Consider the following 26,049-nt stretch of genomic DNA (forward strand, 5'->3'; position numbering starts at 1 on the left):
ATGCAAACACATCTCTCGAAGGCCGCCGGGCTGCAGCGCCTGGCCTACGGCGCCGCGGCCGGGCTGGCCGTGGGCCTGGTGCCCTGGCCCCTGGGCGGCATCGCGCGCGGCCTGCTGGGCTGGACCTGCGGCACGCTGGTCTACCTGCTGCTGGCCTGGTGGCTGGCCGAGACCTTCGACGCCGAGCGCACGCGGGCGCGCTCCCAGTCGCTGGACCAGCCCAACGTGCTGATCCTGGTCATCACGCTCACGGCGGTGGCCGCGTCGGCCTCGGCCATCACCATGATGCTGCAGCAGGTCAAGCAGCTCGACGGCATCGAGCGGGCCGCCCACATCGCGCTGGGCATGTTCGCGCTCGCGGCCTCATGGCTGCTGATCCACACGATCTACGCCTTCCACTACGCCCACCGCTACTACCAGACCGAGATGCAGAAGACCGAGGCCGGTCCGGGCCTGGACTTCCCGGGCAAGCTGGACCCGGACTACTTCGACTTCCTCTACTTCTCCTTCGTGATCGGCATGACCTCGCAGGTCTCGGACGTGCAGGTCACCTCGCGCGTGATGCGGCGCATCACGCTGGTGCACGGCGTGCTGGCCTTCGCGTTCAACATGCTGGTGCTGGCGCTCTCGATCAACGTGGTGGCCGGGAGTATTTGACTCGCCTCCTCCCTCCCCCTACCGGCGTCCCACGAAAGAGAAAGGCGCGTTCGGGTCGGCGTCAGCGCTGCTTGCCGAGTTTCACCAGCCCCGTCGACAGCGCCACGCCGCAGACGATCACCGCCGCACACACCAGCATCCACTGCGTGATGTGCTCGCCCAGGAACACGGTGCCGTAGAACACCGCGAACACCGGCACCAGGAAGGTCACGGTCAGCGCGCGCGCCGGGCCGGCGCGTTCGATCAGGCGGAAGAACAGGATGTAGGCCAGGCCGGTGCAGGCCACGCCCAGCACGACCAGCGCGAGCCAGGCGCGCAGGCTGGGCATCTTCTCGGGCCAGAACCACAGCGCGGGCAGCGCGAGGAACAGCGTGGCGCCGAGCTGGCTGCCGGTGGCGGTGGCCAGGGCCGGCACGCCACCGAGGTGGCGCCGCGTGGCGCTGGCCGCCACGCCGTAGCAGAGGCAGGCGCCCAGGCAGGCCAGCACGGCCCAGGTGGCGCCGTAGCCGCTGGCATCGGCGTGCAGGCCGGCGCTGCGGCTGGCCAGCATCGCGACCCCGGTGAAGCCGATCACCAGCCCGACGATGCGCGAGCCGCTGGGCCGTTCGCTGAACCAGGCCCAGGCCACCAGGGCGCCGAACATCGGCACGGTGGCGTTGAGCACGGCCGCGAGCCCGCTGTTGATGGTGAGCAGCGCGAAGCAGAACAGCGCGAAGGGCAGGCCCGAGTTGAGGATGCCGATCACGAAGCTGGCCTTCCAGTGCTGCCGCAGCGCCGCGGCCTGGCCGCGCAGGAACAGCAGCGGCAGCAGGAACAGCGCGGCCACCGTGACCCGCACCGCGGCCGCCGGCAGCGCGCCGAATTCGGCCGCGCCGATGCGCATGAACAGGAAGGATGCGCCCCACAGCGCCCCCAGCAGCACGAGGTCGAGGAGCCAGGCGTTGGAGGCCTTGGGCGAGGCGAGGGGGGAGACGGTGTTGTTGTTGGTTGTTGTCATAAGGGTGGTCGAGAACGGCGCGCGAACGCACGCCCGATGCTAGCGGGCGCCTTCGAGGGCCAGCAGCGCGGTCTTGCGTTCGAGCCCGCCCGCATAGCCGGTGAGCGAGCCGTCGGCGCCGAGCACGCGGTGGCAGGGCACGATCACGCTGATCGGGTTGCGGCCGACCGCGGCCCCGACCGCGCGCACCGCCGCCGGGTTGCCCACGCGCTGGCTCAGCGTGCCGTAGCTGGTGGTCTGGCCCGCGGGAATGGCCAGCAGCGCCTGCCACACGGCCTGCTGGAAGGCGGTGCCGTGCGACAGGTCCAGCGGCAGGTCGAAATCGCTGCGGGTGCCTGCGAAGTAGTCCTGCAGCTGCGCCGCGGCCTCGCGCAGCACCGGGTGCGCGTCGTCGGGCTGCCAGCCGCGCATGTCGGGCAGGTGGCGCTGCCGGTCGAACCAGAGCCCGGCCAGGCCGTCGTCGGTGGCGGCCAGCGTGACGCCGCCGAGCGCGGTGTCGACATGCAGCGTGCGGAGGAGGGGGGTCTTGAACTTCATGGCGTGCTCCGTTCGAGGGAAGGGGCGGGCGGCGTGTGCCAGGCGCGCAGCACCGCATAGCTGCGCCAGGGCCGCCAGGCCTGCGAGGCCTCGGCCGCGGCGCGGGCCGTGCCCACGCCCAGCGCCTTCTGCAGCGCCACGTCGCCCGAGGGAAAGGCATCGGGCCAGCGCAGCGCGCGCATCGCGATGTACTGCGCGGTCCAGTCGCCGATGCCCGGCAGCGCCTGCAGCGCGGCCAGGGTGGCCGGCACGTCGGCGCCCGCATGCAGCGCCAGCCGGCCCGAGGCCACCTCGTGCGCCAGCGCCTGCAGCGCCGCCTGCCGCTGGCGCACGATGCCCAACTGGCCCAGCGCGTCGCCGCTGGCCGCCGCGATCGCGGCCGGCGTGGGGAACAGGTGGGTCAGCCCGGCGACCGGCGTCTCGACGGGCTCGCCGAAGGCCGCCACCAGCCGAGAGCCCAGGGTGCGCGCCGCGGCCACCGTGATCTGCTGGCCCAGCACCGCGCGCACCGCCAGCTCGAAGCCGTCGACCGTGCCGGGCACGCGCAGGCCGTCGCCCAGCGGGAAGGTGGCGTGCAGCAACGCGTTGATGGCCATCGGCTCGGCATCGAGGTCGAGCAGGGCGCGCACCCGGCTGATCACCACCGGCAGCGCGCCGGCCAGCGTGTCGCTCACGGCCAGCTGCAGCTGCTCGCGCGCCGGGTCGAAGCGCAGCGCGATCCAGCCGGTGCAGGCGCGGCCCGCATGCTGGACGCGCAAGGTGCGCGCGAAACGCGTGCCGCCGGCATCGAAGGCCTCGACGCCCTGCAGCGCGCGCCGCGCGAAGAAGCCCAGCACCGCATCCACGTCGTAGGGCGGGCGATAGCTCAGACGCACGGCGATGGTGTGGCCGCTCGGCTGGTCGCCGGCGCGCCGCAGCGCGCTCGGGTTGAGCCCGTAGTGCGCCAGGAAGGCGGCATTGAAGCGCCGCACGCTCGCGAAGCCGCTGGCCAGCGCCACCTGCGCCATCGGCAGCGCGGTGTCGGCGATCAGCTGCTTGGCCGCGAGCAGGCGCCGCGTCTGCAGGTACTGCAGCGGTGAGACGCCGAACTGGGCCTCGAAGATGCGGCGCAGGTGGCGGTCGCTCACGCCCAGGCGCTGCGCGATCTGCGCGGCGCCCGGTCCATCCTCGCTCCAGGCGTCGGGCTCGTCGATGAGCCGGGCAGCCTGCAGCGCCAGGATGCGCGAGGCGTCCTCGGTCGACCAGCTCGCCGCGCGCGGCGCCAGCTCGGGCCGGCAGCGCAGGCAGGGGCGGAAGCCCTCGGCCTCGGCCTGGGCCGCGTGGCGGAAGAAGCGGCAGTTCTCGCGCCGCGGCAGCTTCACGCGGCAGACCGGCCGGCAGTAGATGCCGGTGGAGGTCACGGCGGTGAAGAAGCTGCCGTCGAAGCGCGCATCGTGCGTGGTCATCGCCAGGTAGCAGGCGTCGCTTTCCAGCTCGGCGCCGGGTGTGCCGGGTGCGGGGGAGGAAGATGCCTGGGCCATGCGATCGATCATACGGTTGCACCCTCTCGCAAGTAGCCATTTCCGGACATCTGGCCGAAGGTGGGCATGCCTACAATGGCTTCCGTTTTTGAGAACTTTCAGGGCAACGCCATGCAACTCAGCGCATCGATCTTCAAGGCCTACGACATCCGGGGCGTCGTCCCCAGCACGCTCGACCCCGAGATCGCGGAAGCGCTCGGCAAGGCCTTCGGAAGCGCGGCGCGCGCGGCCGGCGAGAAATCCGTGGCGGTCGGCCGCGACGGCCGCCTGTCGGGCCCCTCGCTGGTCGAGGCGCTGATCCGCGGCCTGGTGGCCACCGGCGTCGAGGTGATCGACGTGGGCGCGGTCACCACCCCCATGCTGTACTTCGCGGCCCACACGCTCGCCACCAGCGGCATCCAGGTCACGGGCAGCCACAACCCGCGCGACTACAACGGCTTCAAGATGGTGCTGGCCGGCCGCGCGATCTACGGCGACGACATCCAGGGCCTGCGCCAGGTCATGGAAGCCGACAGCGCCACGCTGGCCCCCGGCGGCAGCGTGCGCAAGGTCGACGTGACCGAGGCCTACACCCAGCGCATCGTCGGCGACATCAAGCTGGCCCGCCCGCTGAAGATCGTGGTCGATTCGGGCAACGGCATCGCCGGCGCTTCGGCCCCGGCGATCCTGCGCGCCATCGGCTGCGAGGTGACCGAGCTGTTCAGCGAGGTCGACGGCAACTTCCCCAACCACCATCCCGACCCGAGCAAGCCCGAGAACCTCAAGGACCTGATCGCCGCGCTCAAGGCCGGCGACGCCGAATTGGGCCTGGCCTTCGACGGCGACGGCGACCGCCTGGGCATCGTGACCCGCGAAGGCAACAACATCTACCCCGACCGCCAGATGATGCTGTTCGCGCAGGACGTGCTCTCGCGCGTGCCCGGCGGCACCATCGTCTACGACGTGAAGTGCTCGCAGCGCCTGGGTCCGGCCATCGAGGCCGCGGGCGGCGTGCCGATGATCTACAAGACCGGCCACTCGCTGATCAAGGCCAAGATGAAGGAGATCGACTCCCCGCTGGGCGGCGAGATGAGCGGCCACATCTTCTTCAAGGAGCGCTGGTTCGGCTTCGACGACGGCACCTATGCCGGCTGCCGCCTGCTCGAGATCCTGAGCAAGAGCCCCAACGCGAGCACCGTGCTCGACGGCCTGCCCACCAGCTTCTCGACGCCCGAGCTCAACGTGAAGTGCGCCGAAGGCGAGCCGCACGCGCTGGTCGACCAGCTGGTCAAGACCGTCAAGTTCCCCGCGCCCGCGAGCATCTCGACCATCGACGGCGTGCGCGTCGACTGGCCCGACGGCTTCGGCCTGATCCGCGCCTCGAACACCACGCCGGTGCTCGTGATGCGCTTCGAGGGCCAGACCGAGGCCGCGCTGCACCGCATCGAAGCCGAGATGCTGGCGCTGCTCAAGACCGTCAAGCCCGACTACGCGCTGGCCGAAGCCGCGCACTGAAGGTTCCTGTCAGCGTGCGTTCCTTTTCGCTTCGCCTCTACGGGCTCTTCACCTCCCTGGCCCAGCCGCTGGTGCGGCGCAAGCTGCGCCGGCGCGCGGTCGCCGAACCGGGCTATGCCCATGCGGTCGAGGAGCGCTTCGGCCACTACGACGAGGCCGCGGTCGGCGCCGGCTGGTGCTGGGTGCATGCGGTCTCGCTGGGCGAGTCGCGCGCGGCCGGCATCCTGATCGCCGAGCTGCGGCGCCAGCATCCGGGGATTCCGATCCTGCTCACCCACGGCACCGCCACCGGCCGCGAGGAGGGCGCCAAGCTGCTCGAGCCGGGCGACCTGCAGGTCTGGCAGCCCTGGGACACGCCGGCCGCCGTGGCGCGCTTCCTCGACCGCTTCGCGCCGCGCATCGGCGTGCTGATGGAAACCGAGGTCTGGCCCGAGATGGTCGCGGCCTGCCGCGAGCGCCGGATTCCGCTGGTGCTGGCCAACGCGCGGCTCAACGAGAAATCGCTGGCCTCGGCCGAGCGCCTGGGCTGGCTGGCCCGCCCCGCCTACTCGGCGCTGACGGCCGTCTGGGCCCAGACCGAGGCCGACTCGCACCGGCTGGTGTCGCTGGGCGCCAAGGTGGCCGGCGTCTACGGCAACCTCAAGTTCGACGCCTCGCCCGATGCGCGCCAGCTCGCGACGGCGCAGAAGTTCAAGTCGCAGCTGCCGCGGCCGCTGGTCGTGCTGGCCAGCTCGCGCGACGGCGAGGAGCAGCTGCTGCTTGACGTGCTCAAGCGCTTCGGCGCCAACGCGCCGCTGCCCGAGGCCACGCCCGGCATCGACTCGATCGCGCGCCAGGTGGCAGCGGTGCAGTGGATGATCGTGCCGCGCCACCCGCAGCGCTTCGACGAGGTCGCGGCGCTGATCGAGGCCAACGGCTTCGCAGTCGCACGGCGCAGCACCGCCGGCGCGCCCACGCAGTCGGAGATCTGGCTCGGCGATTCGCTGGGCGAGATGGCGCTGTACTACGGCCTGGCCGACGCGGCGCTGCTGGGCGGCAGCTTCGAGGACCTGGGCGGCCAGAACCTGATCGAGGCCGCGGCCTGCGGCTGCCCGGTGATCCTGGGCCCCTCGACCTTCAATTTCGCCGAGGCCGCCGACCTCGCGCTGGCCGCGGGCGCGGCGCTGCGCGTGCAGGGCATGGAGCAGGCGGTGCGTGCCGCGCTGCAGCTGGTGGGCGACCCGGTGCGGCGCGAGGCGATGGTGCAGTCGGCCCAGGCCTTCTCGTCGTCCAACCGCGGTGCCGCGGAGCGCACGGCGACGGCGGTGCTGGCGATCGCGATGCAGGCCGCGCCTTCGGAGCCGCCGGCTGCGGCGCCGAGCGCTTCGGCTTCTTCGACCGCCGAGCCCGAGCGGGCCGAGCCCACGCTCGACTGATCCGGCGGATCAGCGCGGGGCCGGCGTGCCGCCCTGCGCCAGCACGGCGTTGATCGGCTGCAGATCGGTCGGCGCCAGCGTGCCGTTGGCCTGGCGCAGCTTGAGGTTGCCCATCAGCACGTTGTAGCGCGCCACGGCCAGGTCGCGCTTGGTCTGGAACAGCTGGCTCTGCGAGTTGAGCACGTCGATGTTGATGCGCACCCCGACCTGGTAGCCCAGCCGGTTGGCGTCGAGCGCGCTCTGGCTCGAGGCCTCGGCCGCTTCCAGCGCCTTGACCTGGCCCGCGCCCGAGATCAGGCCCAGGTAGGCGGTGCGCGTGGCCTGCGTCACGTTGCGGCGGGTGCCTTCGAGCACCGCGCGCGACTGCTCCTCGAGCGACAGCGTCTCGCGGATCCGGTTCTCGGTCGCGAAGCCCGCGAACAGCGGCATGTTGAACACCACGCCGATGCTCGGCCCGCTGGCGCGCGTGCCCACGGTGGTCGTGAGGTTGCCCTGCGGGCTGCGCGTCACGCTGTAGCCCAGCTGGGCGTCGATGGTCGGCTTGTGGCCGGCCTCGGCCTTCTGCACCTCCAGCCCGGCCACGTCCAGGCCCAGCTGCGCCTGGCGGATCGCGGGATGCACCGCCTCGGCCTGCGCCACCCAGGCGTTCATGTCGGCCGGCACCGGGGCGGGCAGCACCACCGGCGTGGCCAGCGGCAGCGGCGCGCTGCCGGTGCGCCCGACCAGCTGGTCGAGCGCGATGCGCCGGACCTGCAGGTCGTTCTCGGCCGCGATCTCCTGCGCCACCACCAGGTCGTAGCGGGCCTGGGCCTCGCGCGAATCGGTGATGGTCGAGGTGCCGACCTCGAAGTTGCGCTGGGCGAAGGCCAGCTGCTCGGCCACGGCCGTTTTCTGCGCGCGCACCAGCGCCAGCGTGTCCTGCGCGGCCAGCACGTCGAAGTAGCCCTGGCTCACGCGCACGATCAGGTCCTGCTCGGCCGTGGCCAGCACGGTCTGGGCGATCTCGGCCTGGCGCTTGCCCTGCTCGTAGGCGGCCCAGGCGGCCGGGCGGTAGAGCGGCTGCGTGGCGCTGATGGCCGCGCTCTGGGTGTTGAAGTTGCGCTCGCCCGAGCCCGGCGGCGCGCCCGAGATCACGTCGATGTCGAATTGGTTGCGCTGCACACTGGCCTGTGCGCCCACCTGCGGCAGGATGCCGGCCTTGGCCTGCGCGGCGCGCGCCAGGTTGGCATCGAACTGGGCCCGCGCGCTCTGGTAGCTGGCGTCGTAGTCGCGCGCCGCCTCGTAGAGCGCGAGCAGGCTCTGGCCGTGGGCCGGCAGCGCGAGCGCCGCGGCCAGCGCGGCTGCAAGAGGAAGAAGCCGGGTCACGCGGGTCGCGGGCATGGGATGCGTCCTTGGAGGATGAGGGTCAGTAGCGCGGGACGTTCGCGTCGCGCAGCGCCGACCAGGCATCGATGCCGCCGGCCACGTTGGCCACGTCGGCAAAGCCGTTCTGCGAGAGAAAGGCCGCCACGCGCTGGCTGCGCGCGCCGTGGTGGCACAGGCAGGCGATGCGGTGGCCCGCGTCGAGCTCGCCCAGGCGCGCGGGGATCTCGTTCATCGGGATGGCCACCAGCGTGAAGCCCTGCGGCGCGACGCTCGCGGTCTGCAGCTCCCAGGGTTCGCGCACGTCGAGCAGCACGGGCACCGCCGCGGGGTCCTGGGCGAACCAGGCGTCGAGGTCGGAGGGGCGGACTTGGTCGATCATGAAGGTGCTTTTCGGGGTGACGCGGGGACGCAGCGGGCGGGGCCGTGCGTCGCTCTCCGCAAGAAGAGCGACAGACGCGGTGCGCGCTGCGCCGATGCGGCTAGAAGTTGAAGGGCGAGGGTTCGGGGAAATTCAGCAGGCGCGGCGCCACGGTGTCCCAGGGCTGCGTGGTCTCCCACTGGCCTTCGCTCACGCGGGTCACGATGTGGGTGCGCATCATGGGCTCGTTGCCGACGATGGCGCTCAACCGGCCGCCGATGTTGAGCGAGCCCAGCAGGCCCTGCGGAATGCGCGCCACCGAGCCGCTCAGCACGATCACGTCGAAGGTCGGGCCGCTGGACAGCGGCTTGGAGCCGTCGGCGTGGCGCACCTCGACGTTGGTCACGCCGTTGCGCTGCAGCGTCTTCGCGGCGCTTTCGGCCAGCCGGGCGTCGATTTCCAGCGTCAGCACCTTGGCGGCGCGGCCGGCCAGCAGCGCGGCCATGAAGCCGGAGCCGGTGCCGATCTCGAGCACCGATTCGTGCGGCTGCACCTTGAGGTCGTTGAGCGTGCGGGCCTCGATCTTCGGGGCGAGCATGGTCTGGCCGGGCTCGGCCGCATGGTCCAGCGGCAGCTCCATGTCGAAGAAGGCCAGGGCGCGATGCACGGCGGGCACGTAGTCCTCGCGGCGGATCGTGTTGAGCAGCTCGAGGACCAGCGGGTCGTGCACGTCCCAGGGACGGATCTGCTGCTCGATCATGTTGAAGCGCAGACGCTCGTGGGTGGCGGGGGTGTTCATGTGTTTCTCTTTTCGGAGTGGGGCTCAGGCAAACCCACGATTTTAGGCGGCCGGGGAAATCGAGGGCGGTTGGCGAGAGAGGCCGCGGATGGCGATCTCGGTCTGGGTCGCGATGTACTTCAGCGGGTCGAGCTCGATGTCGCTCTCGACCCAGGTGCTGTTGTGCTTCACGAGGAACAGGAAAATCATGGGGGCGACCACGGTGTAGATGGCGTTGTCCACGTCCACCGGCAGGAATTCGCCACTGTCGATGCCGCGCCGCAGGATGCGCCGCATCAGCGCATGGCCGGGGGCCACGACCTCGCGCTGGTAGAAGGCCGCGAGCTCGGGGAAATTGTTGCCTTCGCTGAGCATCAGCTTGGTCAGGCCCGACACCGGCGTGGCGCCCACGCGCTCCCACCAGACCTGGGTGCAGTAGCGCAGCATGTCGGCGGTGCTGCCCTCGAAGGCCTCGAATTCCTCGTTCCATTCGGTGAAGCGGCCCGCTAGGCTTTCGGTGATCACCGCCTTCAGCAGGTCTTCCTTGCTCTGGAAATAGAGGAACAGCGTGCCCTTGGACACGCCGGCCCGCGCCGCCACTTCCTCCGAGCGGGTGGCGGCGAAGCCCTTCTCGACGAACAGCTCGAGCGCGGCCTGGATCAGTTCGCCCGGGCGCGCCTCCTTGCGGCGCTCGCGCTTGGCGCGGCCCGGGCAGAGGAGGTTGTTGCTGAGGAAGCGGGGCATGAAAGTTAATGACTGGCGGGTTAGTAATGTAGTGAGGCCCATCGGTCACGTCAAGCCGCGACAATAGCGGGCTTCGCTTTTTCCAGAGCCGCCATGACAGACACGACCACCCCCTCCGCTGCCCCGACCGAGACCATCGTCCTGGGCGGCGGCTGCTTCTGGTGCACCGAGGCCGTGTTCGACCGCGTGCGCGGCGTGGTCGACGTCGAGTCGGGCTACAGCAACGGCCGGACGCTCAACCCCAGCTACGAGCAGGTCTGCACCGGCCGCACCGGCCACAACGAGGTCGTCAAGCTGGTCTTCGACCCGCGCGAGATCGCGCTGCGCGAGGTGCTGGAGATCTTCTTCGTGGTGCACGACCCGACCACGCTCAACCGCCAGGGCAACGACGTCGGCACCCAGTACCGCAGCGGCATCTACTACACGAGCGAGGCCCAGAAGCAGGTGGCCGAGGACGTGATCCGCGAGATCGAGGCCGGCAAGACCTATGCGTCGCCCGTGGTGACCGAGGTGGCGCCGCTCGCCAACTACTCGACCGCCGAGGCCTACCACCAGGATTACTTCCTGAACCACCCGAACCAGGGTTACTGCGCCTTCGTGGTCGGGCCCAAGGTCGAGAAGTTCCAGAAGACCTTCGCGGCCCGCGTCAAGGACTGACGCGCGCCTCCCGCATGCACGCCCTGCGCCATTCCCGCTGCCACGCCAGCCTCATCGTCGCCCTCGCGGTGGCGCTGTGGCTCGCGTCCACGCTGGGGCTGATGCACCGGGTGCTGCACCCCGGCGCGGGCAATGCGCCGGCCTCCGCGGCCGTGGCCCAGGCCCACGGCGTGGGCCATGCGCACAAGGTCGGGCAGGGCGGGCTGCTGGCCCTGTTCGGCGATCACGTCGATGCCGATTGCCGGCTGTACGACCAGCTCGCCGGCGGCGCCGCCGCGCTGTCGGTCCCCCTCGTGGTGCTGCCCATCGCCTTGCCGATGGCGCGCTTCCACTACTTCCTGGGCGAAGCCCTCGCCCGCTGGGTCACGCTGTTCGACGCGCGTGGCCCTCCGCTGACCCGCTGAATCCCCCCTGGTATTCGATTGGCTGCAGCCCCCGGAGGGGCCGCGGCCGGTTTTTCCTTGATTCAACGAGTCCGCACCATGATTTCCAATTTCCGCCTCAGCGCCATCGGCGTCGCCGTCCTGTCCCTCGCGTCCTGGGCCGCCCACGCCCAGACCGCGCCCGCCGCGACGGCGCCCGCGCCGAGCCTGCGCGAGGTGACCGTCACCGGCAACCCGCTCGGCGCGTCCGAACTGATCGCGCCCACCGACACCCTGCAGGGCAATGCGCTGCTGCAGCGCTCGACCTCCACGCTGGGCGAGACGCTCAACAACATCCCGGGCGTGAGCAGCAGCTACTTCGGCCCCAACGCGAGCCGGCCCATCATCCGCGGCCAGGACGGCGACCGCATCCGCATCCTGCAGAACGGCGGCAGCGCGCCCGACGCCTCGGCGCTGAGCTACGACCATGCGGTGCCGGTCGATGCGCTGGTGACCGACCGCATCGAGGTGCTGCGCGGCCCCTCGGCGCTGCAGTACGGCGGCAGCGCGGTCGGCGGCGTGGTCAACGTGATCGACAACCGCATCCCCAGCGAACCGCTCAACGGCTTCGGCGGCCGCGCCGACGCGGGCTATGCCACCGGCAGCAAGGAGAAGAGCGGCGGCGTGGTGCTCGAAGGCGGCAACGACCGCTACGCACTGCACATCGACGCCTTCGACCGCCGCTCGGACGACGTGCGCGTGCCGATCGAACTCGCCTGCGAGAAGCCCGGTTCGCCCGGCTTCGCGCGCCGCATCTGCAATTCGCAGAACAGCGCCCATGGCGGCGCGGTCGGCGGCTCGGTGTTCTTCGACCAGGGCTGGATCGGCGCCTCGGTCAGCACCTACCGCAGCGACTACGGCACGGTGGCCGAGGACGACGTGACCATCGGCATGAAGTCCGACCGCTACGCGCTCGAAGGCGAATGGCGCCCGGGCGGCTTCTTCAGCAGCGTGCACGCCAAGATCAGCCACACCGACTACCGCCACACCGAGTTCGAGGGCGGCGAGCCCGGCACCACCTTCGCCAACAAGACCAACGACATCCGCATCGAGGCGCGCCACCGCAAGATCGGCGGCCTCGAGGGCCTGATCGGCTTCACCAGCGAGACCGGCCGCTTCTCGGCCGACGGCGAGGAGGCTTTCGCGCCGCACAGCCGCACGCGCTCGAACGCGCTGTTCGTGCACGAGGAGCTCGGCACCGCGTGGGGCCGGCTGAGCTTCGGCGCGCGCACCGAGCAGGTCAAGGTCCAGTCCTTCGGCTACCCCGAAGACCCGTCCATCACCCGCTTCACCGTGGGCGAGCGCAGCTTCAACCCGCACAGCGCCGCCTTCGGGGCGCTGGTCGACCTGACGCCGCAATGGCAGCTGACCTCCAACCTGGCCTACACCGAACGCGCGCCCAAGGACTACGAGCTGTTCGCCAACGGCCCGCACGTCGCGACCGCGGCCTGGGAGGTCGGTGATCCGTCGCTGCAGAAGGAGAAGTCGGTCGGCTTCGACATCGGCGCGCAGTGGAAGTCCGGCGCCAACAACGCGCGCGTGAACGCCTACGTGACCCGCTTCCGCAACTACATCGGCCTGACCGCCACCGGCAACCAGCGCGACGACGAGGGCGCGGTGGTCACCGACCCGGCCGCGGAAGACACCTTGGCCGAGTACGTCTACGGCGGCGTGCGCGCGCGCTTCACCGGCATCGAGGCCAGCGGCAACCTGCGCCTGCTGGGCGCCGACGGCTTCGCCGGCACCACCGCGGGATCGACGCTGGACCTGCAGTGGCGCGGCGACCTGGTGCGCGCGACCAACACCGACACCGGCGAGCCGCTGCCGCGCATCTCGCCGGTGCGCGTGGGCGCCGCGCTGGCCTACGGCGACGGACCGTGGACCGCGCGCCTGGGCTTCGACCGCTACTCGGCGCAGAACCGCGTGCCGGCCGAAGGCGCACGCGCGACCGAGGCCTACACGCTGTGGAACGCGGCCCTGGCCTACCGCATGAAGGTGCAGGGCGCGAGCCTCACCTGGTATGCGCGGCTGGACAACCTGAGCAACAAGCTGGCCTACAGCGCGACGTCGATCCTGACGACCACGGTCTATCCGGCCGCGCCGCTGCCCGGCCGTTCGTTGAAAGTCGGCCTGCGCGTCAACTTCTAAAGCGCTGACCTGAACCCGCCGCGGCGAGCCGCTATGCTCGCCGCGGTGAATTCACCTGTCGCTTCCGCCCTGCTGCCCGTCGTCCTTCTCATCGCCGCGGGCTATCTCGCCGGGCACCGTCGCTGGGTCGGGGCCCACGCGGTCAAGGACCTCTCCAACCTGATCTTCCTGCTGCTCGCGCCGGCGCTGCTGTTCCGCTCGATGAGCGCGGTGCAGTTCGAGCAGCTGAGCCTGAAGCCCGTGGCCGCGTATTTCATCGGCGCGGGCATCGTCTTCATCGGCACGCTGCTGTGGCGCGGACTCAACCGCACGGCGGCGGTGCTGGCCATTGCGAGCACCTTCAGCAACACCGTGATCATCGGCGTCGCGCTGGTCGACCTGGCCTACGGGCCCGACGGCCTGGTGGTGCTGCTCACGCTGGTGTCGCTGCATTCGCTGGTGCTGATCACCAGCGCCACGGTGCTGATCGAACTCATGGTGGCGCGCGAGCACGCGGCCTCGAACGGCCGCCAGCGGCACCACCTGCTGCGCACCGTGGGCCGCGCGCTGCGCAATTCGATCTTCCATCCGGTGCCGCTGCCGATCATCGCGGGCCTGCTGTACGCGCAGACCGGCTGGGGCCTTCCGGGCGTCATCGACAAGCCGCTGATGCTGCTGGGCCAGGCCTTCAGCCCGGTGGCGCTGGTGCTGGTGGGCGTGACGCTGGCGCTGACGCCGGTCGGCACGCATTTGCGCGATGCCTTCACCATGGCCCTGGTCAAGAACGTGGTGCACCCGCTGCTGGTGCTGGGCACGGGCTGGCTGCTGGGGGTGCGCGGCCTGCCGCTCACGGTGATGGTGGTGGCCGCGGCCATGCCCATCGGCGCCAATGCCTTCCTGTTCTCGCAGCGCTACAAGGTGGCTGAGGAACTGGTGACGGCCAGCGTGGTGGTGTCGACCGTGCTGGCGCTGCTTACCCTGAGCGCCGCGATGGCGCTCATGGCCCGCTTCTAGGCGGGCCGGGGCCTCACATCAGCAGGTGTTCGCCGGCGTTGTCGCCGCCCAGCGTGACGTAGTTGACCTTGCGGATGTCCATCAGCGCCTTGCCGCCGGCGTAGCTGATGGAGCTCTGCACGTCCTGCTCCATCTCGATCAGCGTGTCGGCCAGCTTGCCCTTGATCGGCTCGAGGATGCGCTTGCCTTCGACGTGCTTGTACTCGCCCTTGTTGAAGTCGCTGGCCGAGCCGTAGTACTCCTTGAACAGCACGCCGTCGACGTCGACGGTCTTGCCGGGCGACTCCTCGTGGCCCGCGAACAGCGAGCCGATCATCACCATCGAGGCGCCGAAGCGGATGCTCTTGGCGATGTCGCCGTGGTCGCGGATGCCGCCGTCGGCAATGATGGGCTTGGTCGCCACGCGGGCGCACCACTTGAGCGCGCTCAGCTGCCAGCCGCCCGTGCCGAAACCGGTCTTGAGCTTGGTGATGCAGACCTTGCCCGGGCCGATGCCGACCTTGGTCGCGTCGGCGCCCCAGTTCTCCAGGTCGATGATGGCTTCGGGCGTGCCCACGTTGCCGGCGATCACGAAGGACTTCGGCAGCTTGGACTTGAGGTAGCCGATCATGTTCTTCACCGTGTCGGCATGGCCGTGCGCGATGTCGATGGTGATGTATTCGGGTGTCAGGCCGGCCGCGGCCAGCTGGTCGACGGTGTCGTAGTCGGCCTTCTTCACGCCCAGCGAGATCGAGGCGAACACGCCCTGGGCCTGCATGTCCTTGACGAACTGCACGTTGTCCAGGTCGAAGCGGTGCATCACGTAGAAGTAGCCGTTCTGCGCCAGCCAGAGGCTGATGGTCTCGTCCACCACCGTCTTCATGTTGGCCGGCACCACCGGCAGGCGGAACTTGCGCCCGCCCAGCGTCACGCCGGCGTCGCATTCCGAGCGGCTTTCCACGCGGCACTTGCGTGGCAGCAGCAGGATGTTGTCGTAGTCGAAAATTTGCATGATGAGACCAAGCTCCTGTGAAGGGTTCGCCGGCAGGAAGTCCCTGTCGGCGTGGGCGCTTGGTCTTGGCCGGTTCCGTCGCCGCGAAAGCGGGCGAAAAAAAACCGGGCGACAAGAATCTTGGGCCCGGTGATTGATTCTAGGGGAGCGGCCGCGCGCGGGTCAGTCGGCTTTTCATATAGACCTTATTTCCCGTGCCACTTCTGCGACGCCGGGCCCTCAGAAGCGGTAGCCGATGCCCACGCCGATCAGCAGCGGATCGACCTTCACGGTCGACAGCTTGGTGCCGTTCAAGCTCACGTCGGTGCGGATCTGCACCTTCTTGACGTCGAAGTTCAGGAACACGTTCTTGGCGATCGCGATGTCCACGCCGGCGCCCAGGGCCAGCCCAAAGCTGTTGTGCTCCAGGTCCAGCCGGCCGACCGTGGGCACGGCCAGGTTCACCGAGCCGATGCGCGTGTAGTTGAGGCCGATGCCGGCATAGGGGCGGACGGTGCCTTCGGGGATGAAGTGGTACTGCAGCATCAGCGAGGGCGGCAGGTGCTTGAAGCTGCCGATGTCGACCGGGCCGCCCAGCGCGCTCTGCGCGATCGTGACGCGCTGCTTCTGCGGCACCGTCAGCACCAGCTCGGCGGCGATGTTCGGCGTGAAGAAGTAGGTGATGTCGATCTCGGGAATCGTCTTGTCGTTGACGTGGATCGCATCGGCCGGCACCGCCAGCGCGCCGATCGCGTCGGAATGGTTGGCCGTATCGATGCGCACGGCGCGGGCGCGCAGCAGCCAGTTGCCTTGCGCTTCCTGCGCGGCGGCGGGCAGGGCGCAGGCGGCGCCCAGGGCGCCGAGGAGGGCGCCGATCCAGGCGCGCGTGAGCAGGTTCTTCTTCATGGTCGGGGACTCCGTTGCGGGCCGCGCAAGGGGCGCGCGGCAACTGGAAGCCAGTGTCCGGAAGCCGCGTCTTGCTGTCCTTGATCCAGGGCAAGCATCGGTCCGCGGCGCATTCCGGGCCCGGCGTTCCTACAATGCCGGGATGTCTCTTTTCGGCTCGCACGACGCTTTCGACGGCGCCCCCCCTTCCCCAGCGGCCGCCTCGCCCCTGCTCCACAACCTCAATGCCGAACAACTCGCCGCGGTCACGCTGCCCGAGGGCAATGCGCTGATCCTGGCCGGTGCCGGTTCGGGCAAGACCCGGGTGCTCACCACCCGCATCGCCTGGCTGCTGCAGACCGGGCAGGTGACGCCGGGCGGCATCCTGGCCGTGACCTTCACCAACAAGGCGGCCAAGGAAATGGTCACGCGGCTGACGGCGATGCTGCCGATCAACGCGCGCGGCATGTGGATCGGCACCTTCCACGGCCTGTGCAACCGCTTCCTGCGCGCGCACTGGAAGCTGGCCAACCTGCCGTCCACCTTCCAGATCCTCGACACCCAGGACCAGCTTTCGGCCATCAAGCGGCTGATGAAGCAGTTCAACGTCGACGACGAGCGCTTTCCGGCCAAGCAGACCCAGTGGTTCATCTCGGGCGCCAAGGAAGAGGGCAAGCGCCCGGGCGACATCGAGGTGCGCAGCGAGGAAGACCGCAAGAAGGTCGAGATCTACCAGCTCTACGAGGAGCAGTGCCAGCGCGAAGGCGTGGTCGACTTCAGCGAGCTGATGCTGCGCAGCTACGAACTGCTGCGCGACAACGACCCGATCCGCGAGCACTACCAGCGGCGCTTCCGCCACATCCTGATCGACGAGTTCCAGGACACCAACCGGCTGCAGTACGCCTGGATCAAGATGCTCTCGGGCACCACGGTCGGCGGCCGCTTCACGCCCGGCGGCAACAGCGTGATCGCGGTGGGTGACGACGACCAGAGCATCTACGCCTTCCGTGGCGCACGCGTGGGCAACATGGCCGACTTCGTGCGCGAGTTCGAGGTCTCGCGCCAGATCAAGCTGGAGCAGAACTACCGCAGCTACAGCAACATCCTCGATTCGGCCAACGCGCTGATCGGCCACAACACCAAGCGCCTGGGCAAGAACCTTCGCACCGAGCAGGGCCCGGGCGAGCCGGTGCGGGTGTACGAATCGACCAGCGACTTCGCCGAGGCGCAGTGGATGGTCGAGGAGATGCGCCAGCTGGTGCGCGACGGCATCGACCGCAAGGAGATGGCCGTGCTCTACCGCAGCAATGCGCAGAGCCGGGTGATCGAGACCGCGCTGTTCAATGCCTCGGTGCCCTACCGCGTGTACGGCGGCCTGCGCTTCTTCGAGCGCGCCGAAATCAAGCATGCGCTGGGCTACCTGCGGCTGCTGGAGAACAAGGACGACGACACCAGCTTCCTGCGCATCGTCAACTTCCCGCCGCGCGGCATCGGCGCGCGCAGCATCGAGCTGCTGCAGGACGCGGCGCGCGCGGCCGGCCACTCGCTGCACGACGCGGTGAGCGCGGTCGGCGGCAAGGCCGGCGCCAACCTGTCGGCCTTCGTCGCCAAGATCGACGTGCTGCGCGAGCAGACCGTGGGCATCTCGCTGCGCGAGATCATCGAGCTGGTGCTCGACCACAGCGGCCTGATCGAGCACTACAAGGCCGACCGCGAAGGCGCCGACCGGGTGGAGAACCTGGAAGAACTGGTGAACGCGGCCGAGAGCTTCGTCACCCAGGAAGGCTTCGGCCGCGACGCGGTGGCGCTGCCGGTCGACGAACTGCGCCAGTCGCCCGCGAGCCAGGGGCTGAACCCCAACCTGCCGGTCCTCGACGAGCCGCTGGCCCCCGATGCCGAGACCGGCGAGACGCTGAGCCCGCTGGCGGCCTTCCTCACGCATGCGGCGCTGGAGTCGGGCGACAACCAGGCCCAGGCCGGCCAGGACGCGGTGCAGCTCATGACCGTGCACGCGGCCAAGGGCCTGGAATTCGACTGCGTGTTCATCACCGGCATGGAAGAGGGCCTGTTCCCGCACGAGAACTCGATGAGCGACCACGACGGCCTCGAGGAAGAGCGCCGCCTGATGTACGTGGCCATCACCCGCGCGCGCCAGCGCCTGTACCTGAGCCACTCGCAGACCCGCATGCTGCACGGCCAGACCCGCTACAACCTCAAGAGTCGCTTCTACGACGAGCTGCCCGAGGCCGCGCTCAAGTGGCTCACGCCCAAGAACCAGGGCTTCAAGCCCTCGGCCTTCGGCTACGGCGGCGGCTACGGCAGCACACGCGCCGGCACCGGCGGCGGCGGCTTCAGCCCCGACGCCTTCGCCAGCCCCCCGGTCCCGCCGCAGAAAGTCGCACCCTCCCACGGCCTGCGCTCGGGCATGCAGGTCTTCCACAACAAGTTCGGCGAAGGCACGGTGCTGGCGCTGGAAGGCAGCGGCGACGACGCCCGCGCCCAGATCAACTTCCCGCGGCACGGGGTGAAGTGGCTGGCGCTGTCGGTGGCGAAGCTCACGCCGGTCTGAGCCGCCAGCAGCGCCCACCATCGGCGATGGTTGAGCGCTTGCAGCGCACTCTGTTCCAGGGACACCGCAGGACCGGCTCCGCCGGCCTGCCGGTGTCGCCCCCCTGAAAGGGGGGAAGGACGCAGCCACACGAAGTGGGCAAGTCCTCCGGGGGGTCAGTCAATAAAGCTGTCGCGGAACGTGAACCACGTGCTCGTGAAGAACATCGACGCCATCACCAGCGCCCCGCCCACCATCAGTGCACCGCCGGCCGCGGCCGCGCCGCCGCCGACCAGCGCCGCGAACAGCGTGGCCACCAGGCTCAGCACGATGCCCGAGCCGATGAAGACGCCGATCCAGGTCAGGCCGAAGACGAACATCGCGCCGAAATTCCGGAAGCAGGCGATGAAGCTGAAGAACAGGCTCTTGGTCGGCGGCACGCCGTGCCAGTGCACCAGCGCCGGCGCGTGCCAGAAGGCCAGCGACAGCGGCAGGTACAGCGCCATGGCGATCCACAGCGCGGCCTGGAACGAACCCGACTCGGCCATCTCGCGGCTCACGGTCTCGCCCATCAGGTAGACCCGTGCGAACTGGCCGCCGTCGGCCAGCGCCGACACGCCCATCACCAGCAGGAACAGCACCGCATAGAGCGCGCCCAGCACCAGCATCGGGCGGATGCCGCTGCGGGCGGCGCTCAGCGCGGCCAGCAGCACGGCGGCGGCCGGCGGCTTCTGGCCCGGTTCGGCCTTGGCGGCTTCGGCGCTGGCGGCCATCAGGCCCAGCGTCATGGTGGGCAGCAGCATCAGCGCCAGGGCGGTGCCGACCAGCGGCAGCTGCGAGGCGATCGACACCATCGCCATGAAGAAGAAGAACAGCGAGGCGAAGGCCAGCGGCCGCTTGGTGAAGGTCTGCAGTCCGCTGCGGACCCAGGTCGCACCCGTGCGGGCCGGGACTATGTTGAGTTTCATCGAATCCGATCAGGAGGTCGCCAGCGCAGCCGGCTGCGCGGGCGCCTGCAGCGCCAGCGGATCGCGGGCCCGCTCGCGCAGCACCCGCTCGAAATGCGTGGGATCGTGCGCCTGCAGCATGCTGGCCTCGCGCGGCAGGTGGAAATCCCAGAGGCGCGAGATCCAGAAGCGCAGCGCGGCCGCGCGCAGCATCGCGGGCAGCAGCGTGCGCTCGGCGCCGGTCAGCGGGCGCACCGCGAGGTAGGCCGCGAGCAGCGCATCGGTGCGCGCCGGATCGGGCCGGCCGGTCGGCAGGTCGATCGCCCAGTCGTTGAGGCACACCGCCAGGTCGAACAGCCAGGTGTCGGTGCCGGCGAAATAGAAGTCGAACACGCCGCTGAGCCGGGGCGCGGCACCGTCGGTGCCGGCCTCGAACATCGCGTTGTCGCGAAACAGGTCGGCATGCACCGGCCCGCGCGGCAGCGCGGCGTAGGCCGAGGAGGCGGCCACGTGGTTCTGGTAGGCCAGCTCGGCGCGCAGCAGCGCCGCCTGTGGCGCCTCGAGGTAGGGCAGCACCACCGGTGCGGTGTCGTTCCACCAGCCCAGGCCGCGCAGGTTGGGCTGAATCCGGTCGAAGTCGCGGCCCGCCAGGTGCATGCGCGCCAGCCAGTGGCCGAGTTCGGCGCAGTGCGCGGCGTCGGGCGCGAGTTGGCTGTGGCCGCTCAGGCGCTGCACCACGGCGGCCGGCTTGCCCGCCACCTTGTGCACCAGTTCGCAGGGCGCGTCGGCCGCAGGGGCGAGCGGCCCCGCCTTGGCCGGCGTCACGGCCGGGTCGGCCATGGGCTCGGGCACCGGGATGCCGCGGGCGGCCAGGTGCTTCATCAGGCACAGGTAATAGGGCAGCTGTTCGGGGCCCAGGCGCTCGAACAGCGTCAGCACGTACTCACCCTGGTCGGTGCTGGCGAAGTAGTTGGTGTTCTCGATGCCGCCCTGGATGCCCTTGAGCGCCTGCAGGGCCCCCAGGCCCAGGCGCTGCACGAGCGCGTTCGCTTCGTCGAAACCGACGTCGGTGTAGACCGCCACGCCGCTCAGAACTTCATCAGGTTCCAGACGCGGGGGCCGTTGCCGCCGCTGCTGGTCTCGGCCTGGCCCTGGCGCGAGCGGCCACCGTCGTTGGGTAGCACCTCGTAGGAGGGCACGTTGGCCTTGGGCTGCACCGTGATGCTCTGGGTCTGGCCGCCGTAGCGGACCTCGTCGACGCTGGCGCCGCCGTCTTCCACGTGGATGTTCTCGATCTTCTGGTTGCGGCGTCCCTCGGCCTTTTCTTCCTGCTTCTGCTGGTCGGCGGTGGGGGCCGGCTGCGGCGCGGGCTGGGCCTGCACGGCGGCCACGGGGACGGCGCAGATGAACGCCAGCGTCAGGGCGTGGCGAAGGAGGAAGGAGGTGGTGGGGGCCATGCCCCGATTGTAGGTGCGCGGCCGTATCCCGTCTGTCAGCGCGGGGCGCTTTCGGCTGTCTGGCGACGGCGCGGCGGGCGGACGCGCGGGCCGGGCAAAATGGGCCGATGACCGACAAGAAAACGCTGCTGCTCGTGGATGGTTCGAGCTACCTCTACCGCGCCTTCCACGCCATGCCCGACCTGCGGGCCGTGCCCGGCGACCCCAAGAGCCCGGCCACCGGCGCCATCCGCGGAATGATCAACATGATGAGCGCGCTGCGCCGCGAGGTGCGCGCCGACTACGCGGCCTGCGTGTTCGACGCGCCCGGCCGGACCTTCCGTGACGACTGGTACCCCGAGTACAAGGCCAACCGCTCGCCCATGCCCGACGACCTGCGCAGCCAGATCGACCCGATCCACGAGATCGTGCGGCTCTTGGGCTGGCCGGTGCTGACCGTGCCCGATGTCGAGGCCGACGACGTGATCGGCACGCTGGCCAAGATCGCCGCCGCGCAGGGCGTCGAGGTGATCGTCTCCAGCGGCGACAAGGACCTGAGCCAGCTGGTCGATGCGCACATCACGATCATCGACACCATGAACGGCAAGAAGCGCGATGTGGCCGGCGTGACCGCCGAGTTCGGCGTGCCGCCCGAGCTGATGATCGACTACCAGACGCTGGTGGGCGACACGGTCGACAACGTGCCCGGCGTGCCCAAGGTCGGGCCCAAGACCGCCGCCAAGTGGCTGCTCGAATACGGCTCGCTCGACGCGCTGATCGAGCGCGCGGCCGAGGTCAAGGGCGCGGCCGGCGAGAACCTGCGCCAGGCGCTGGACAAGCTGCCGCTGAGCAAGCGCCTGGTGACCATCCGCACCGACTGCGACCTGGCCGCACATGTGAGCGGACTGCCCTCGCTCGACGGCCTGCCGGTGGGCGCGCCGCAGGTCGAGCTGCTCAAGCCGCTCTACGAGACCTACGGCTTCAAGAGCCTGGTCAAGGCGCTCGAGGCGCAGGCGGTGCCGCCCGAGCTGATCGAGGAAGAGAACGCGAAGAAAAAGAAGAGTGCGAAGAAGGACACCGACCAGGGCGGCCTGTTCGACGAGCCTTCGGAACTCGCTGCGCTGGAAGCCGCGGCGCCCGCGAGCAACCTCCGGTACGACACGGTCACGAGCTGGGAACAGTTCGACGCCTGGCTCGTGAAGCTCGAAGCCGCCGAACTCGCGGCCATCGACACCGAGACCACCTCGCTCGACGAGATGGTGGCGCAGATCGTGGGCCTGAGCTTCAGCGTCGAGCCCGGCGAGGCGGCCTACATCCCGCTGGCGCACAACTACCCCGACGCGCCCGTGCAGCTGCCCCTCGACGAGGTGCTGGCGAAACTCAAGCCCTGGCTCGAGAACGGCGCGAAGAAGAAGCTGGGCCAGCACATCAAGTACGACCGCCACGTGTTCGCCAACCACGGCATCGAGGTGCAGGGCTACGCCCACGACACCATGCTGCAGAGCTACGTGCTCGAGGTGCACAAGCCGCACGGGCTGGCCAGCCTGGCCGAGCGCCACCTGGGCCGCAGCGGCATCTCCTACGAAGACCTGTGCGGCAAGGGCGCGCACCAGATCCCGTTCAGCCAGGTCGACATCGCCAAGGCGGCCGAGTACTCCTGCGAGGACAGCGACCAGACGCTGGATGTCCACCGCGTGCTCTGGCCCCAGCTGCAGGCCGACGACAAGCTGCGCTTCGTCTACCAGCTCGAGATGGATTCGAGCGAGGCGCTCTACCGGGTCGAGCGCAACGGCGTGCTGATCGACGCGCCCATGCTGGCCTCGCAGAGCCACGAGCTCGGCACGCGCATCATGGAACTCGAGCAGCAGGCCTACGAGATCGCGGGCCAGCCCTTCAACCTCGGTTCGCCCAAGCAGATCGGCGAGATCTTCTTCACCAAGCTGGGCCTGCCGGTGGTCAAGAAGACGCCGAGCGGCGCGCCCAGCACCGACGAGGAAGTGCTGGAGAAGCTGGCCGAGGACTATCCGCTGCCGGCCAAGATCCTCGAGCACCGCGGCCTGTCCAAGCTCAAGGGCACCTACACCGACAAGCTGGGCCAGCTGGCGAATCCGCGCACCGGCCGCGTCCACACGCACTACGCGCAGGCGGTGGCGGTCACGGGCCGGCTCAGCAGCAACGACCCCAACCTGCAGAACATCCCGATCCGCACGCCCGAAGGCCGGCGCGTGCGCGAGGCCTTCGTGGCGCCCGCGGGCAGCGTGATCGCGAGTGCCGACTACTCGCAGATCGAGCTGCGCATCATGGCCCACATCAGCGGCGATGCCTCGCTGCTGCGCGCCTTCACCGAAGGCATCGACGTGCACCGCGCGACCGCGGCCGAGGTCTTCGGCAGCACGCCCGAGGAGGTGTCGAGCGAGCAGCGCCGCTATGCCAAGGTGATCAACTTCGGCCTGATCTACGGCATGAGCAGCTTCGGCCTGGCGAAGAACCTGGGCATCGAAACCAAGGCCGCGGCCTCCTACATCGAGCGCTACTTCGCGCGCTACCCGGGCGTGAAGGCCTACATGGACGAGACCAAGGCGCTCGCCAAGGAGCAGGGCTACGTCGAGACCGTGTTCGGCCGGCGCCTCTACCTGCCCGAGATCAACTCGCCCAACGGCCCGCGCCGCGGCGGCGCCGAGCGCGCGGCCATCAATGCGCCCATGCAGGGCACGGCGGCCGACCTGATCAAGCTCAGCATGGTCAAGGTGCAGGACGTGCTCGAGGCCGAAGGGCGCGGCACCAAGATGATCATGCAGGTGCACGACGAACTGGTGTTCGAGGTGCCCGAGGCGGAAGTCGAATGGGTGCGCACCGAAGTGCCGCGCCTGATGGCCGGCGTGGCCGATCTCAAGGTGCCGCTGCTGGCCGAGATCGGCGTCGGTCCGAACTGGGACAAGGCGCATTGAGCCTGAGGCCTGCCTTCACCATGGCGGCCGCCCTGCTGGGGCTGGCCGCTGGGCCCGCCATTGCGCAGCCGGCCGTGAAGGTGCCGCCCACCGGCGTGCGCCAGTGCCTGGGCTTCCAGCCGGACGGCTGGCCCGCGCCCCAGGCCTGCGCCGAGGCCGGCGCGTTGAAGCTGGTGCCCAAGCAGGACGGCCTGCAGGGTGCGGGGCCGATGGCCTACGAGGCCGTGCCGGGGCAGCCGCTGACCGCCTGCGTGCGCGACCGCGTGTCCGGCCTGGTCTGGGAAGGCAAGCCCGACAGCGGCAAGCCGCCCTGGCCCGTGCGACGCGACGGCCCGGAGGGCTCGCCCCGCTTCGACACCGCGGGCTACGGGCCGCAGAACCAGCCGGTGCCCGGCAGCCGCGGCCACAGCGAGGCCTATTCCTTCCACCGCGATGGCCGGCCGGGCGGGGCGCTGGCCTATGTGGCGGAGGTCAATGCGGCCCGGCTGTGCGGGTACGCGGACTGGCGCTTGCCCACGGTGGCCGAACTGCATGGCCTGGTCGACCTGGGCAAGCCGCGGACGTCCGACGTGCGCCCCACGCGGCCGCTGGCCGAGCAGGCGCTCATCGACGCGCGCTGGTTCCCCCACACCGTGCCGGCGGTCTACCTGAGCTCGGAGTGGCGCGACGACACCAGCGTCTGGTGCGTGAACTTCGAGAACGCCCATGTCTACGACTGCGACCCCGAGATGGCGCGCAAGCCGTCGCCGCTCTTCGTGCGCCTGGTGCGGGGCCCGGCCGTGCCGACGACCGAGCGCTGGCGCGCGTTGCCCGACGAGCGCGGCGTGGCGGGCGGCGCGGTCGAGGATCGCCACACCGGCCTGGTGTGGCGCCGCTGCGCCGAGCCGCAGGCCTGGAACGGCCGGCGCTGCACCGGGACGGCCCGGCGCTACGACGATGTGCAGGCCCTGCAGCGCGCCAGCGGGGAAGCGGGCTGGCGCCTGCCCACGATCAAGGAAGTCAACAGCCTGGCACAGCGCGAAGCCGAGCGCTTCGCGTTCCCCGACACCGGCTTCCCGGCCCCGGGCGACGAGGCCCGGCGCGTGGGCCACTGGTCGTCCACCGTCTGCGATGCGCGCCCCGAAACACCGTCCGCGCGGGCCTCGGTCAGCGCCTGGGTGCTGAGCGAGGACGGCGCGATCCTCTGCGAGTCGCGCATCCGGCACCTCGGGGTCCGGCTGGTGCGCGAGTGATGACGAACTGAGCCCCATCCCCATGCGCCTGCGCCACATCGAGGTCTTCAACGCCATCATGCTCACCGGCAGCGTGAGCGCGGCGGCGCGGCTGATCAACATCACGCAGCCGGCCGTGAGCCGCACGCTGCAGCATGCCGAGCTGCAGCTGGGCTTCCCGCTGTTCGAGCGCGCCAAGGGCCGGCTGGTGCCCACCACCGAGGCGCTCACGCTGTACCCGCACATCGAGCGTCTGTTCGCGCAGCTCGACGAGGTGCAGCGGCTGGCCTCGAACCTGCGCACCGCGGGCGACACCGGCGAGCTGCGCATCCTCAGCGTGCTCGCGCTGAGCTACGAGGTGCTGCCGCGCGCGCTCAAGATCTTCCGCGAGAAGCACCCGGGCGTGGCGGTGACGGTCGAGTCGCTGCACTCGCCGCAGATCCTGTCGGCCCTGCTGTCGCAGCAGGCCGACGTGGGCTTCGCCTTCAGCCCGGCCGTGCATCCCTCGCTGCTGCAGGAAACGCTGGCCGACAGCCGCATGGTGTGCATCGCGCCCAAGGGCATGCTGTCACGCGCGCTGGTGCGCAACGGTTCGGTGGCGCTGCACGACCTGGCCGAGCGCCCGGTGGTCGGCCTCGACAGCCGCGACCCGGTGGGCACCAGCCTGAGCCAAGCCTGCCGCCAGGCCGGCGTGGGCTTCCACCAGGCGGTGGTCACGGTGCAGACCTACCACGCGGCGCTGGCCATGGCGCACCACGGCCTGGGCGTGGCCCTGGTCGACGGCTGCACGGCCGCCTCGGCCGACCGAAGCAAGGTCGACGTGCTGGCGCTGGAACCGCACATCCCGGTGCCGATCCGCGCGCTGCGGCTCTCGGGCCGGCCCGACTCGGTGGTGGTGCGCGCGATCACGCTGGCGATGCGGCAGGCGATCGAGCAGATGGGGCGCGAGAACGGGTGAATGAGACTGCGGCGTTCCCGAACTCCGCCTTGACAGGCTCTGCCGGGCGCGGCGGTGCTTC

At 70.2% G+C, this 26,049-nt stretch carries 23 protein-coding genes; 11 read left to right on the forward strand and 12 right to left on the reverse strand.

The window, feature by feature from the left end:
* The gene (locus A9977_RS23360; RefSeq protein ID WP_183027226.1) at window positions 1-657 is read left to right on the forward strand and encodes a DUF1345 domain-containing protein; all 657 of its coding nucleotides are present in this window, start codon (window positions 1-3) and stop codon (window positions 655-657) included.
* A 61-nt stretch (window positions 658-718) separates the two neighbouring features.
* Here the strand turns inward: A9977_RS23360 and A9977_RS23365 are convergent, their stop codons facing one another.
* From A9977_RS23365 to A9977_RS23375, 3 genes are read right to left on the reverse strand one after another with little or no spacing between them, the layout of a single operon-like run.
* Window positions 719-1,654 (reverse strand): DMT family transporter, encoded by a 936-nt coding sequence (locus tag A9977_RS23365; protein ID WP_183027227.1) that lies wholly within the window; start codon window positions 1,652-1,654, stop codon window positions 719-721.
* Between the two features lie 39 nt (window positions 1,655-1,693).
* Entirely contained in the window at window positions 1,694-2,191 is a 498-nt protein-coding gene (locus A9977_RS23370; RefSeq protein WP_183027228.1) for a methylated-DNA--[protein]-cysteine S-methyltransferase, read from the reverse strand.
* Window positions 2,188-3,711 carry an AlkA N-terminal domain-containing protein gene (locus tag A9977_RS23375; protein ID WP_183027229.1) on the reverse strand — a complete coding sequence of 508 codons (1,524 nt, stop codon included), beginning with the start codon at window positions 3,709-3,711 and terminating at the stop codon, window positions 2,188-2,190. The genes A9977_RS23370 and A9977_RS23375 overlap by 4 nt, the downstream gene beginning before the upstream one ends.
* A gap of 111 nt (window positions 3,712-3,822) precedes the next feature.
* Between A9977_RS23375 and A9977_RS23380 the strand changes: the two genes are divergently transcribed.
* Together A9977_RS23380 and A9977_RS23385 are read left to right on the forward strand one after the other, a co-directional pair.
* On the forward strand, window positions 3,823-5,205 hold the full coding sequence (locus A9977_RS23380; RefSeq protein ID WP_183027230.1) for a phosphomannomutase/phosphoglucomutase: 1,383 nt from the start codon (window positions 3,823-3,825) through the stop codon (window positions 5,203-5,205).
* 14 nt (window positions 5,206-5,219) lie between these two features.
* Window positions 5,220-6,620 (forward strand): 3-deoxy-D-manno-octulosonic acid transferase, encoded by a 1,401-nt coding sequence (locus A9977_RS23385; protein WP_183027231.1) that lies wholly within the window; start codon window positions 5,220-5,222, stop codon window positions 6,618-6,620.
* A 9-nt stretch (window positions 6,621-6,629) separates the two neighbouring features.
* Here the strand turns inward: A9977_RS23385 and A9977_RS23390 are convergent, their stop codons facing one another.
* The 4 genes from A9977_RS23390 to A9977_RS23405 all read right to left on the reverse strand — a co-directional run bounded on the left by A9977_RS23390 (window position 6,630) and on the right by A9977_RS23405 (window position 9,865).
* Window positions 6,630-8,000, reverse strand: a complete 1,371-nt coding sequence (locus A9977_RS23390; protein ID WP_183027232.1) for a TolC family outer membrane protein — start codon at window positions 7,998-8,000, stop codon at window positions 6,630-6,632.
* Between the two features lie 25 nt (window positions 8,001-8,025).
* Window positions 8,026-8,364 (reverse strand): rhodanese-like domain-containing protein, encoded by a 339-nt coding sequence (locus A9977_RS23395; RefSeq protein WP_183027233.1) that lies wholly within the window; start codon window positions 8,362-8,364, stop codon window positions 8,026-8,028.
* A gap of 100 nt (window positions 8,365-8,464) precedes the next feature.
* Entirely contained in the window at window positions 8,465-9,142 is a 678-nt protein-coding gene (locus A9977_RS23400) for a protein-L-isoaspartate O-methyltransferase (RefSeq protein ID WP_183027234.1), read from the reverse strand.
* Between the two features lie 42 nt (window positions 9,143-9,184).
* Window positions 9,185-9,865, reverse strand: a complete 681-nt coding sequence (locus A9977_RS23405; protein WP_183027235.1) for a TetR/AcrR family transcriptional regulator — start codon at window positions 9,863-9,865, stop codon at window positions 9,185-9,187.
* Window positions 9,866-9,958: 93 nt separating this feature from the next.
* Here A9977_RS23405 and msrA point away from each other — a divergent pair, with 93 nt between their 5' ends.
* The 4 genes from msrA to A9977_RS23425 all read left to right on the forward strand — a co-directional run bounded on the left by msrA (window position 9,959) and on the right by A9977_RS23425 (window position 14,085).
* Window positions 9,959-10,522 (forward strand): peptide-methionine (S)-S-oxide reductase MsrA, encoded by a 564-nt coding sequence (gene msrA / locus A9977_RS23410; RefSeq protein ID WP_183027236.1) that lies wholly within the window; start codon window positions 9,959-9,961, stop codon window positions 10,520-10,522.
* A gap of 14 nt (window positions 10,523-10,536) precedes the next feature.
* Window positions 10,537-10,926: a hypothetical protein gene (locus A9977_RS23415; protein ID WP_183027237.1), complete on the forward strand. Its 390-nt coding sequence runs from the start codon at window positions 10,537-10,539 to the stop codon at window positions 10,924-10,926.
* A 78-nt stretch (window positions 10,927-11,004) separates the two neighbouring features.
* Window positions 11,005-13,092, forward strand: a complete 2,088-nt coding sequence (locus A9977_RS23420) for a TonB-dependent receptor (protein ID WP_183027238.1) — start codon at window positions 11,005-11,007, stop codon at window positions 13,090-13,092.
* 45 nt (window positions 13,093-13,137) lie between these two features.
* Complete coding sequence (locus A9977_RS23425; RefSeq protein WP_183027239.1) at window positions 13,138-14,085, forward strand: AEC family transporter; 948 nt, start codon at window positions 13,138-13,140, stop codon at window positions 14,083-14,085.
* Window positions 14,086-14,098: 13 nt separating this feature from the next.
* On the opposite strand, the gene A9977_RS23430 is transcribed toward A9977_RS23425, so the two are convergent.
* Together A9977_RS23430 and A9977_RS23435 are read right to left on the reverse strand one after the other, a co-directional pair.
* Window positions 14,099-15,076, reverse strand: a complete 978-nt coding sequence (locus A9977_RS23430; protein WP_183027240.1) for a GMP reductase — start codon at window positions 15,074-15,076, stop codon at window positions 14,099-14,101.
* A gap of 219 nt (window positions 15,077-15,295) precedes the next feature.
* Window positions 15,296-15,961 (reverse strand): OmpW family protein, encoded by a 666-nt coding sequence (locus tag A9977_RS23435; protein WP_183027241.1) that lies wholly within the window; start codon window positions 15,959-15,961, stop codon window positions 15,296-15,298.
* A 142-nt stretch (window positions 15,962-16,103) separates the two neighbouring features.
* Between A9977_RS23435 and A9977_RS23440 the strand changes: the two genes are divergently transcribed.
* Window positions 16,104-18,509, forward strand: a complete 2,406-nt coding sequence (locus A9977_RS23440) for a UvrD-helicase domain-containing protein (protein WP_183027242.1) — start codon at window positions 16,104-16,106, stop codon at window positions 18,507-18,509.
* A 155-nt stretch (window positions 18,510-18,664) separates the two neighbouring features.
* Here A9977_RS23440 and A9977_RS23445 read toward each other — a convergent pair whose 3' ends face one another.
* The 3 genes from A9977_RS23445 to A9977_RS23455 are packed head-to-tail and all read right to left on the reverse strand — an operon-like array spanning window position 18,665 to window position 20,892.
* A complete protein-coding gene (locus A9977_RS23445) occupies window positions 18,665-19,456 on the reverse strand; it encodes a BPSS1780 family membrane protein (RefSeq protein ID WP_183027243.1) in 792 nt (263 codons plus the stop codon).
* 9 nt (window positions 19,457-19,465) lie between these two features.
* Window positions 19,466-20,518 (reverse strand): homoserine kinase, encoded by a 1,053-nt coding sequence (locus A9977_RS23450; protein WP_183027244.1) that lies wholly within the window; start codon window positions 20,516-20,518, stop codon window positions 19,466-19,468.
* A 5-nt stretch (window positions 20,519-20,523) separates the two neighbouring features.
* On the reverse strand, window positions 20,524-20,892 hold the full coding sequence (locus tag A9977_RS23455; RefSeq protein WP_183027245.1) for a hypothetical protein: 369 nt from the start codon (window positions 20,890-20,892) through the stop codon (window positions 20,524-20,526).
* Window positions 20,893-20,999: 107 nt separating this feature from the next.
* Between A9977_RS23455 and polA the strand changes: the two genes are divergently transcribed.
* Genes polA through A9977_RS23470 form a run of 3 tightly spaced genes read left to right on the forward strand, consistent with a single transcriptional unit; the run spans window position 21,000 to window position 25,988 of the window.
* A complete protein-coding gene (gene polA, locus A9977_RS23460; RefSeq protein WP_183027246.1) occupies window positions 21,000-23,819 on the forward strand; it encodes a DNA polymerase I in 2,820 nt (939 codons plus the stop codon).
* Window positions 23,816-25,051 carry a DUF1566 domain-containing protein gene (locus A9977_RS23465; RefSeq protein WP_183027247.1) on the forward strand — a complete coding sequence of 412 codons (1,236 nt, stop codon included), beginning with the start codon at window positions 23,816-23,818 and terminating at the stop codon, window positions 25,049-25,051. Before polA ends, A9977_RS23465 begins: the two co-directional genes overlap by 4 nt.
* A gap of 22 nt (window positions 25,052-25,073) precedes the next feature.
* A complete protein-coding gene (locus A9977_RS23470) occupies window positions 25,074-25,988 on the forward strand; it encodes a LysR family transcriptional regulator (RefSeq protein ID WP_183027248.1) in 915 nt (304 codons plus the stop codon).
* Window positions 25,989-26,049: the final 61 nt, after the last annotated feature.

This window comes from Variovorax sp. UMC13 (assembly GCF_014170375.1).
Classification (GTDB): domain Bacteria; phylum Pseudomonadota; class Gammaproteobacteria; order Burkholderiales; family Burkholderiaceae_C; genus Variovorax.

What these genes read in the sequence shown, in the direction of transcription:
- A9977_RS23360 (WP_183027226.1), top strand. Translation starts at nt 1, where the DNA reads ATGCAAACACATCTCTCGAAGGCCGCCGGGCTGCAGCGCCTGGCCTAC.
- A9977_RS23365 (WP_183027227.1), bottom strand. Translation starts at nt 1,654, where the DNA reads ATGACAACAACCAACAACAACACCGTCTCCCCCCTCGCCTCGCCCAAG.
- A9977_RS23370 (WP_183027228.1), bottom strand. Translation starts at nt 2,191, where the DNA reads ATGAAGTTCAAGACCCCCCTCCTCCGCACGCTGCATGTCGACACCGCG.
- A9977_RS23375 (WP_183027229.1), bottom strand. Translation starts at nt 3,711, where the DNA reads ATGGCCCAGGCATCTTCCTCCCCCGCACCCGGCACACCCGGCGCCGAG.
- A9977_RS23380 (WP_183027230.1), top strand. Translation starts at nt 3,823, where the DNA reads ATGCAACTCAGCGCATCGATCTTCAAGGCCTACGACATCCGGGGCGTC.
- A9977_RS23390 (WP_183027232.1), bottom strand. Translation starts at nt 8,000, where the DNA reads ATGCCCGCGACCCGCGTGACCCGGCTTCTTCCTCTTGCAGCCGCGCTG.
- A9977_RS23395 (WP_183027233.1), bottom strand. Translation starts at nt 8,364, where the DNA reads ATGATCGACCAAGTCCGCCCCTCCGACCTCGACGCCTGGTTCGCCCAG.
- A9977_RS23400 (WP_183027234.1), bottom strand. Translation starts at nt 9,142, where the DNA reads ATGAACACCCCCGCCACCCACGAGCGTCTGCGCTTCAACATGATCGAG.
- A9977_RS23405 (WP_183027235.1), bottom strand. Translation starts at nt 9,865, where the DNA reads ATGCCCCGCTTCCTCAGCAACAACCTCCTCTGCCCGGGCCGCGCCAAG.
- msrA (WP_183027236.1), top strand. Translation starts at nt 9,959, where the DNA reads ATGACAGACACGACCACCCCCTCCGCTGCCCCGACCGAGACCATCGTC.
- A9977_RS23415 (WP_183027237.1), top strand. Translation starts at nt 10,537, where the DNA reads ATGCACGCCCTGCGCCATTCCCGCTGCCACGCCAGCCTCATCGTCGCC.
- A9977_RS23420 (WP_183027238.1), top strand. Translation starts at nt 11,005, where the DNA reads ATGATTTCCAATTTCCGCCTCAGCGCCATCGGCGTCGCCGTCCTGTCC.
- A9977_RS23430 (WP_183027240.1), bottom strand. Translation starts at nt 15,076, where the DNA reads ATGCAAATTTTCGACTACGACAACATCCTGCTGCTGCCACGCAAGTGC.
- A9977_RS23435 (WP_183027241.1), bottom strand. Translation starts at nt 15,961, where the DNA reads ATGAAGAAGAACCTGCTCACGCGCGCCTGGATCGGCGCCCTCCTCGGC.
- A9977_RS23440 (WP_183027242.1), top strand. Translation starts at nt 16,104, where the DNA reads ATGTCTCTTTTCGGCTCGCACGACGCTTTCGACGGCGCCCCCCCTTCC.
- A9977_RS23445 (WP_183027243.1), bottom strand. Translation starts at nt 19,456, where the DNA reads ATGAAACTCAACATAGTCCCGGCCCGCACGGGTGCGACCTGGGTCCGC.
- A9977_RS23455 (WP_183027245.1), bottom strand. Translation starts at nt 20,892, where the DNA reads ATGGCCCCCACCACCTCCTTCCTCCTTCGCCACGCCCTGACGCTGGCG.
- polA (WP_183027246.1), top strand. Translation starts at nt 21,000, where the DNA reads ATGACCGACAAGAAAACGCTGCTGCTCGTGGATGGTTCGAGCTACCTC.
- A9977_RS23470 (WP_183027248.1), top strand. Translation starts at nt 25,074, where the DNA reads ATGCGCCTGCGCCACATCGAGGTCTTCAACGCCATCATGCTCACCGGC.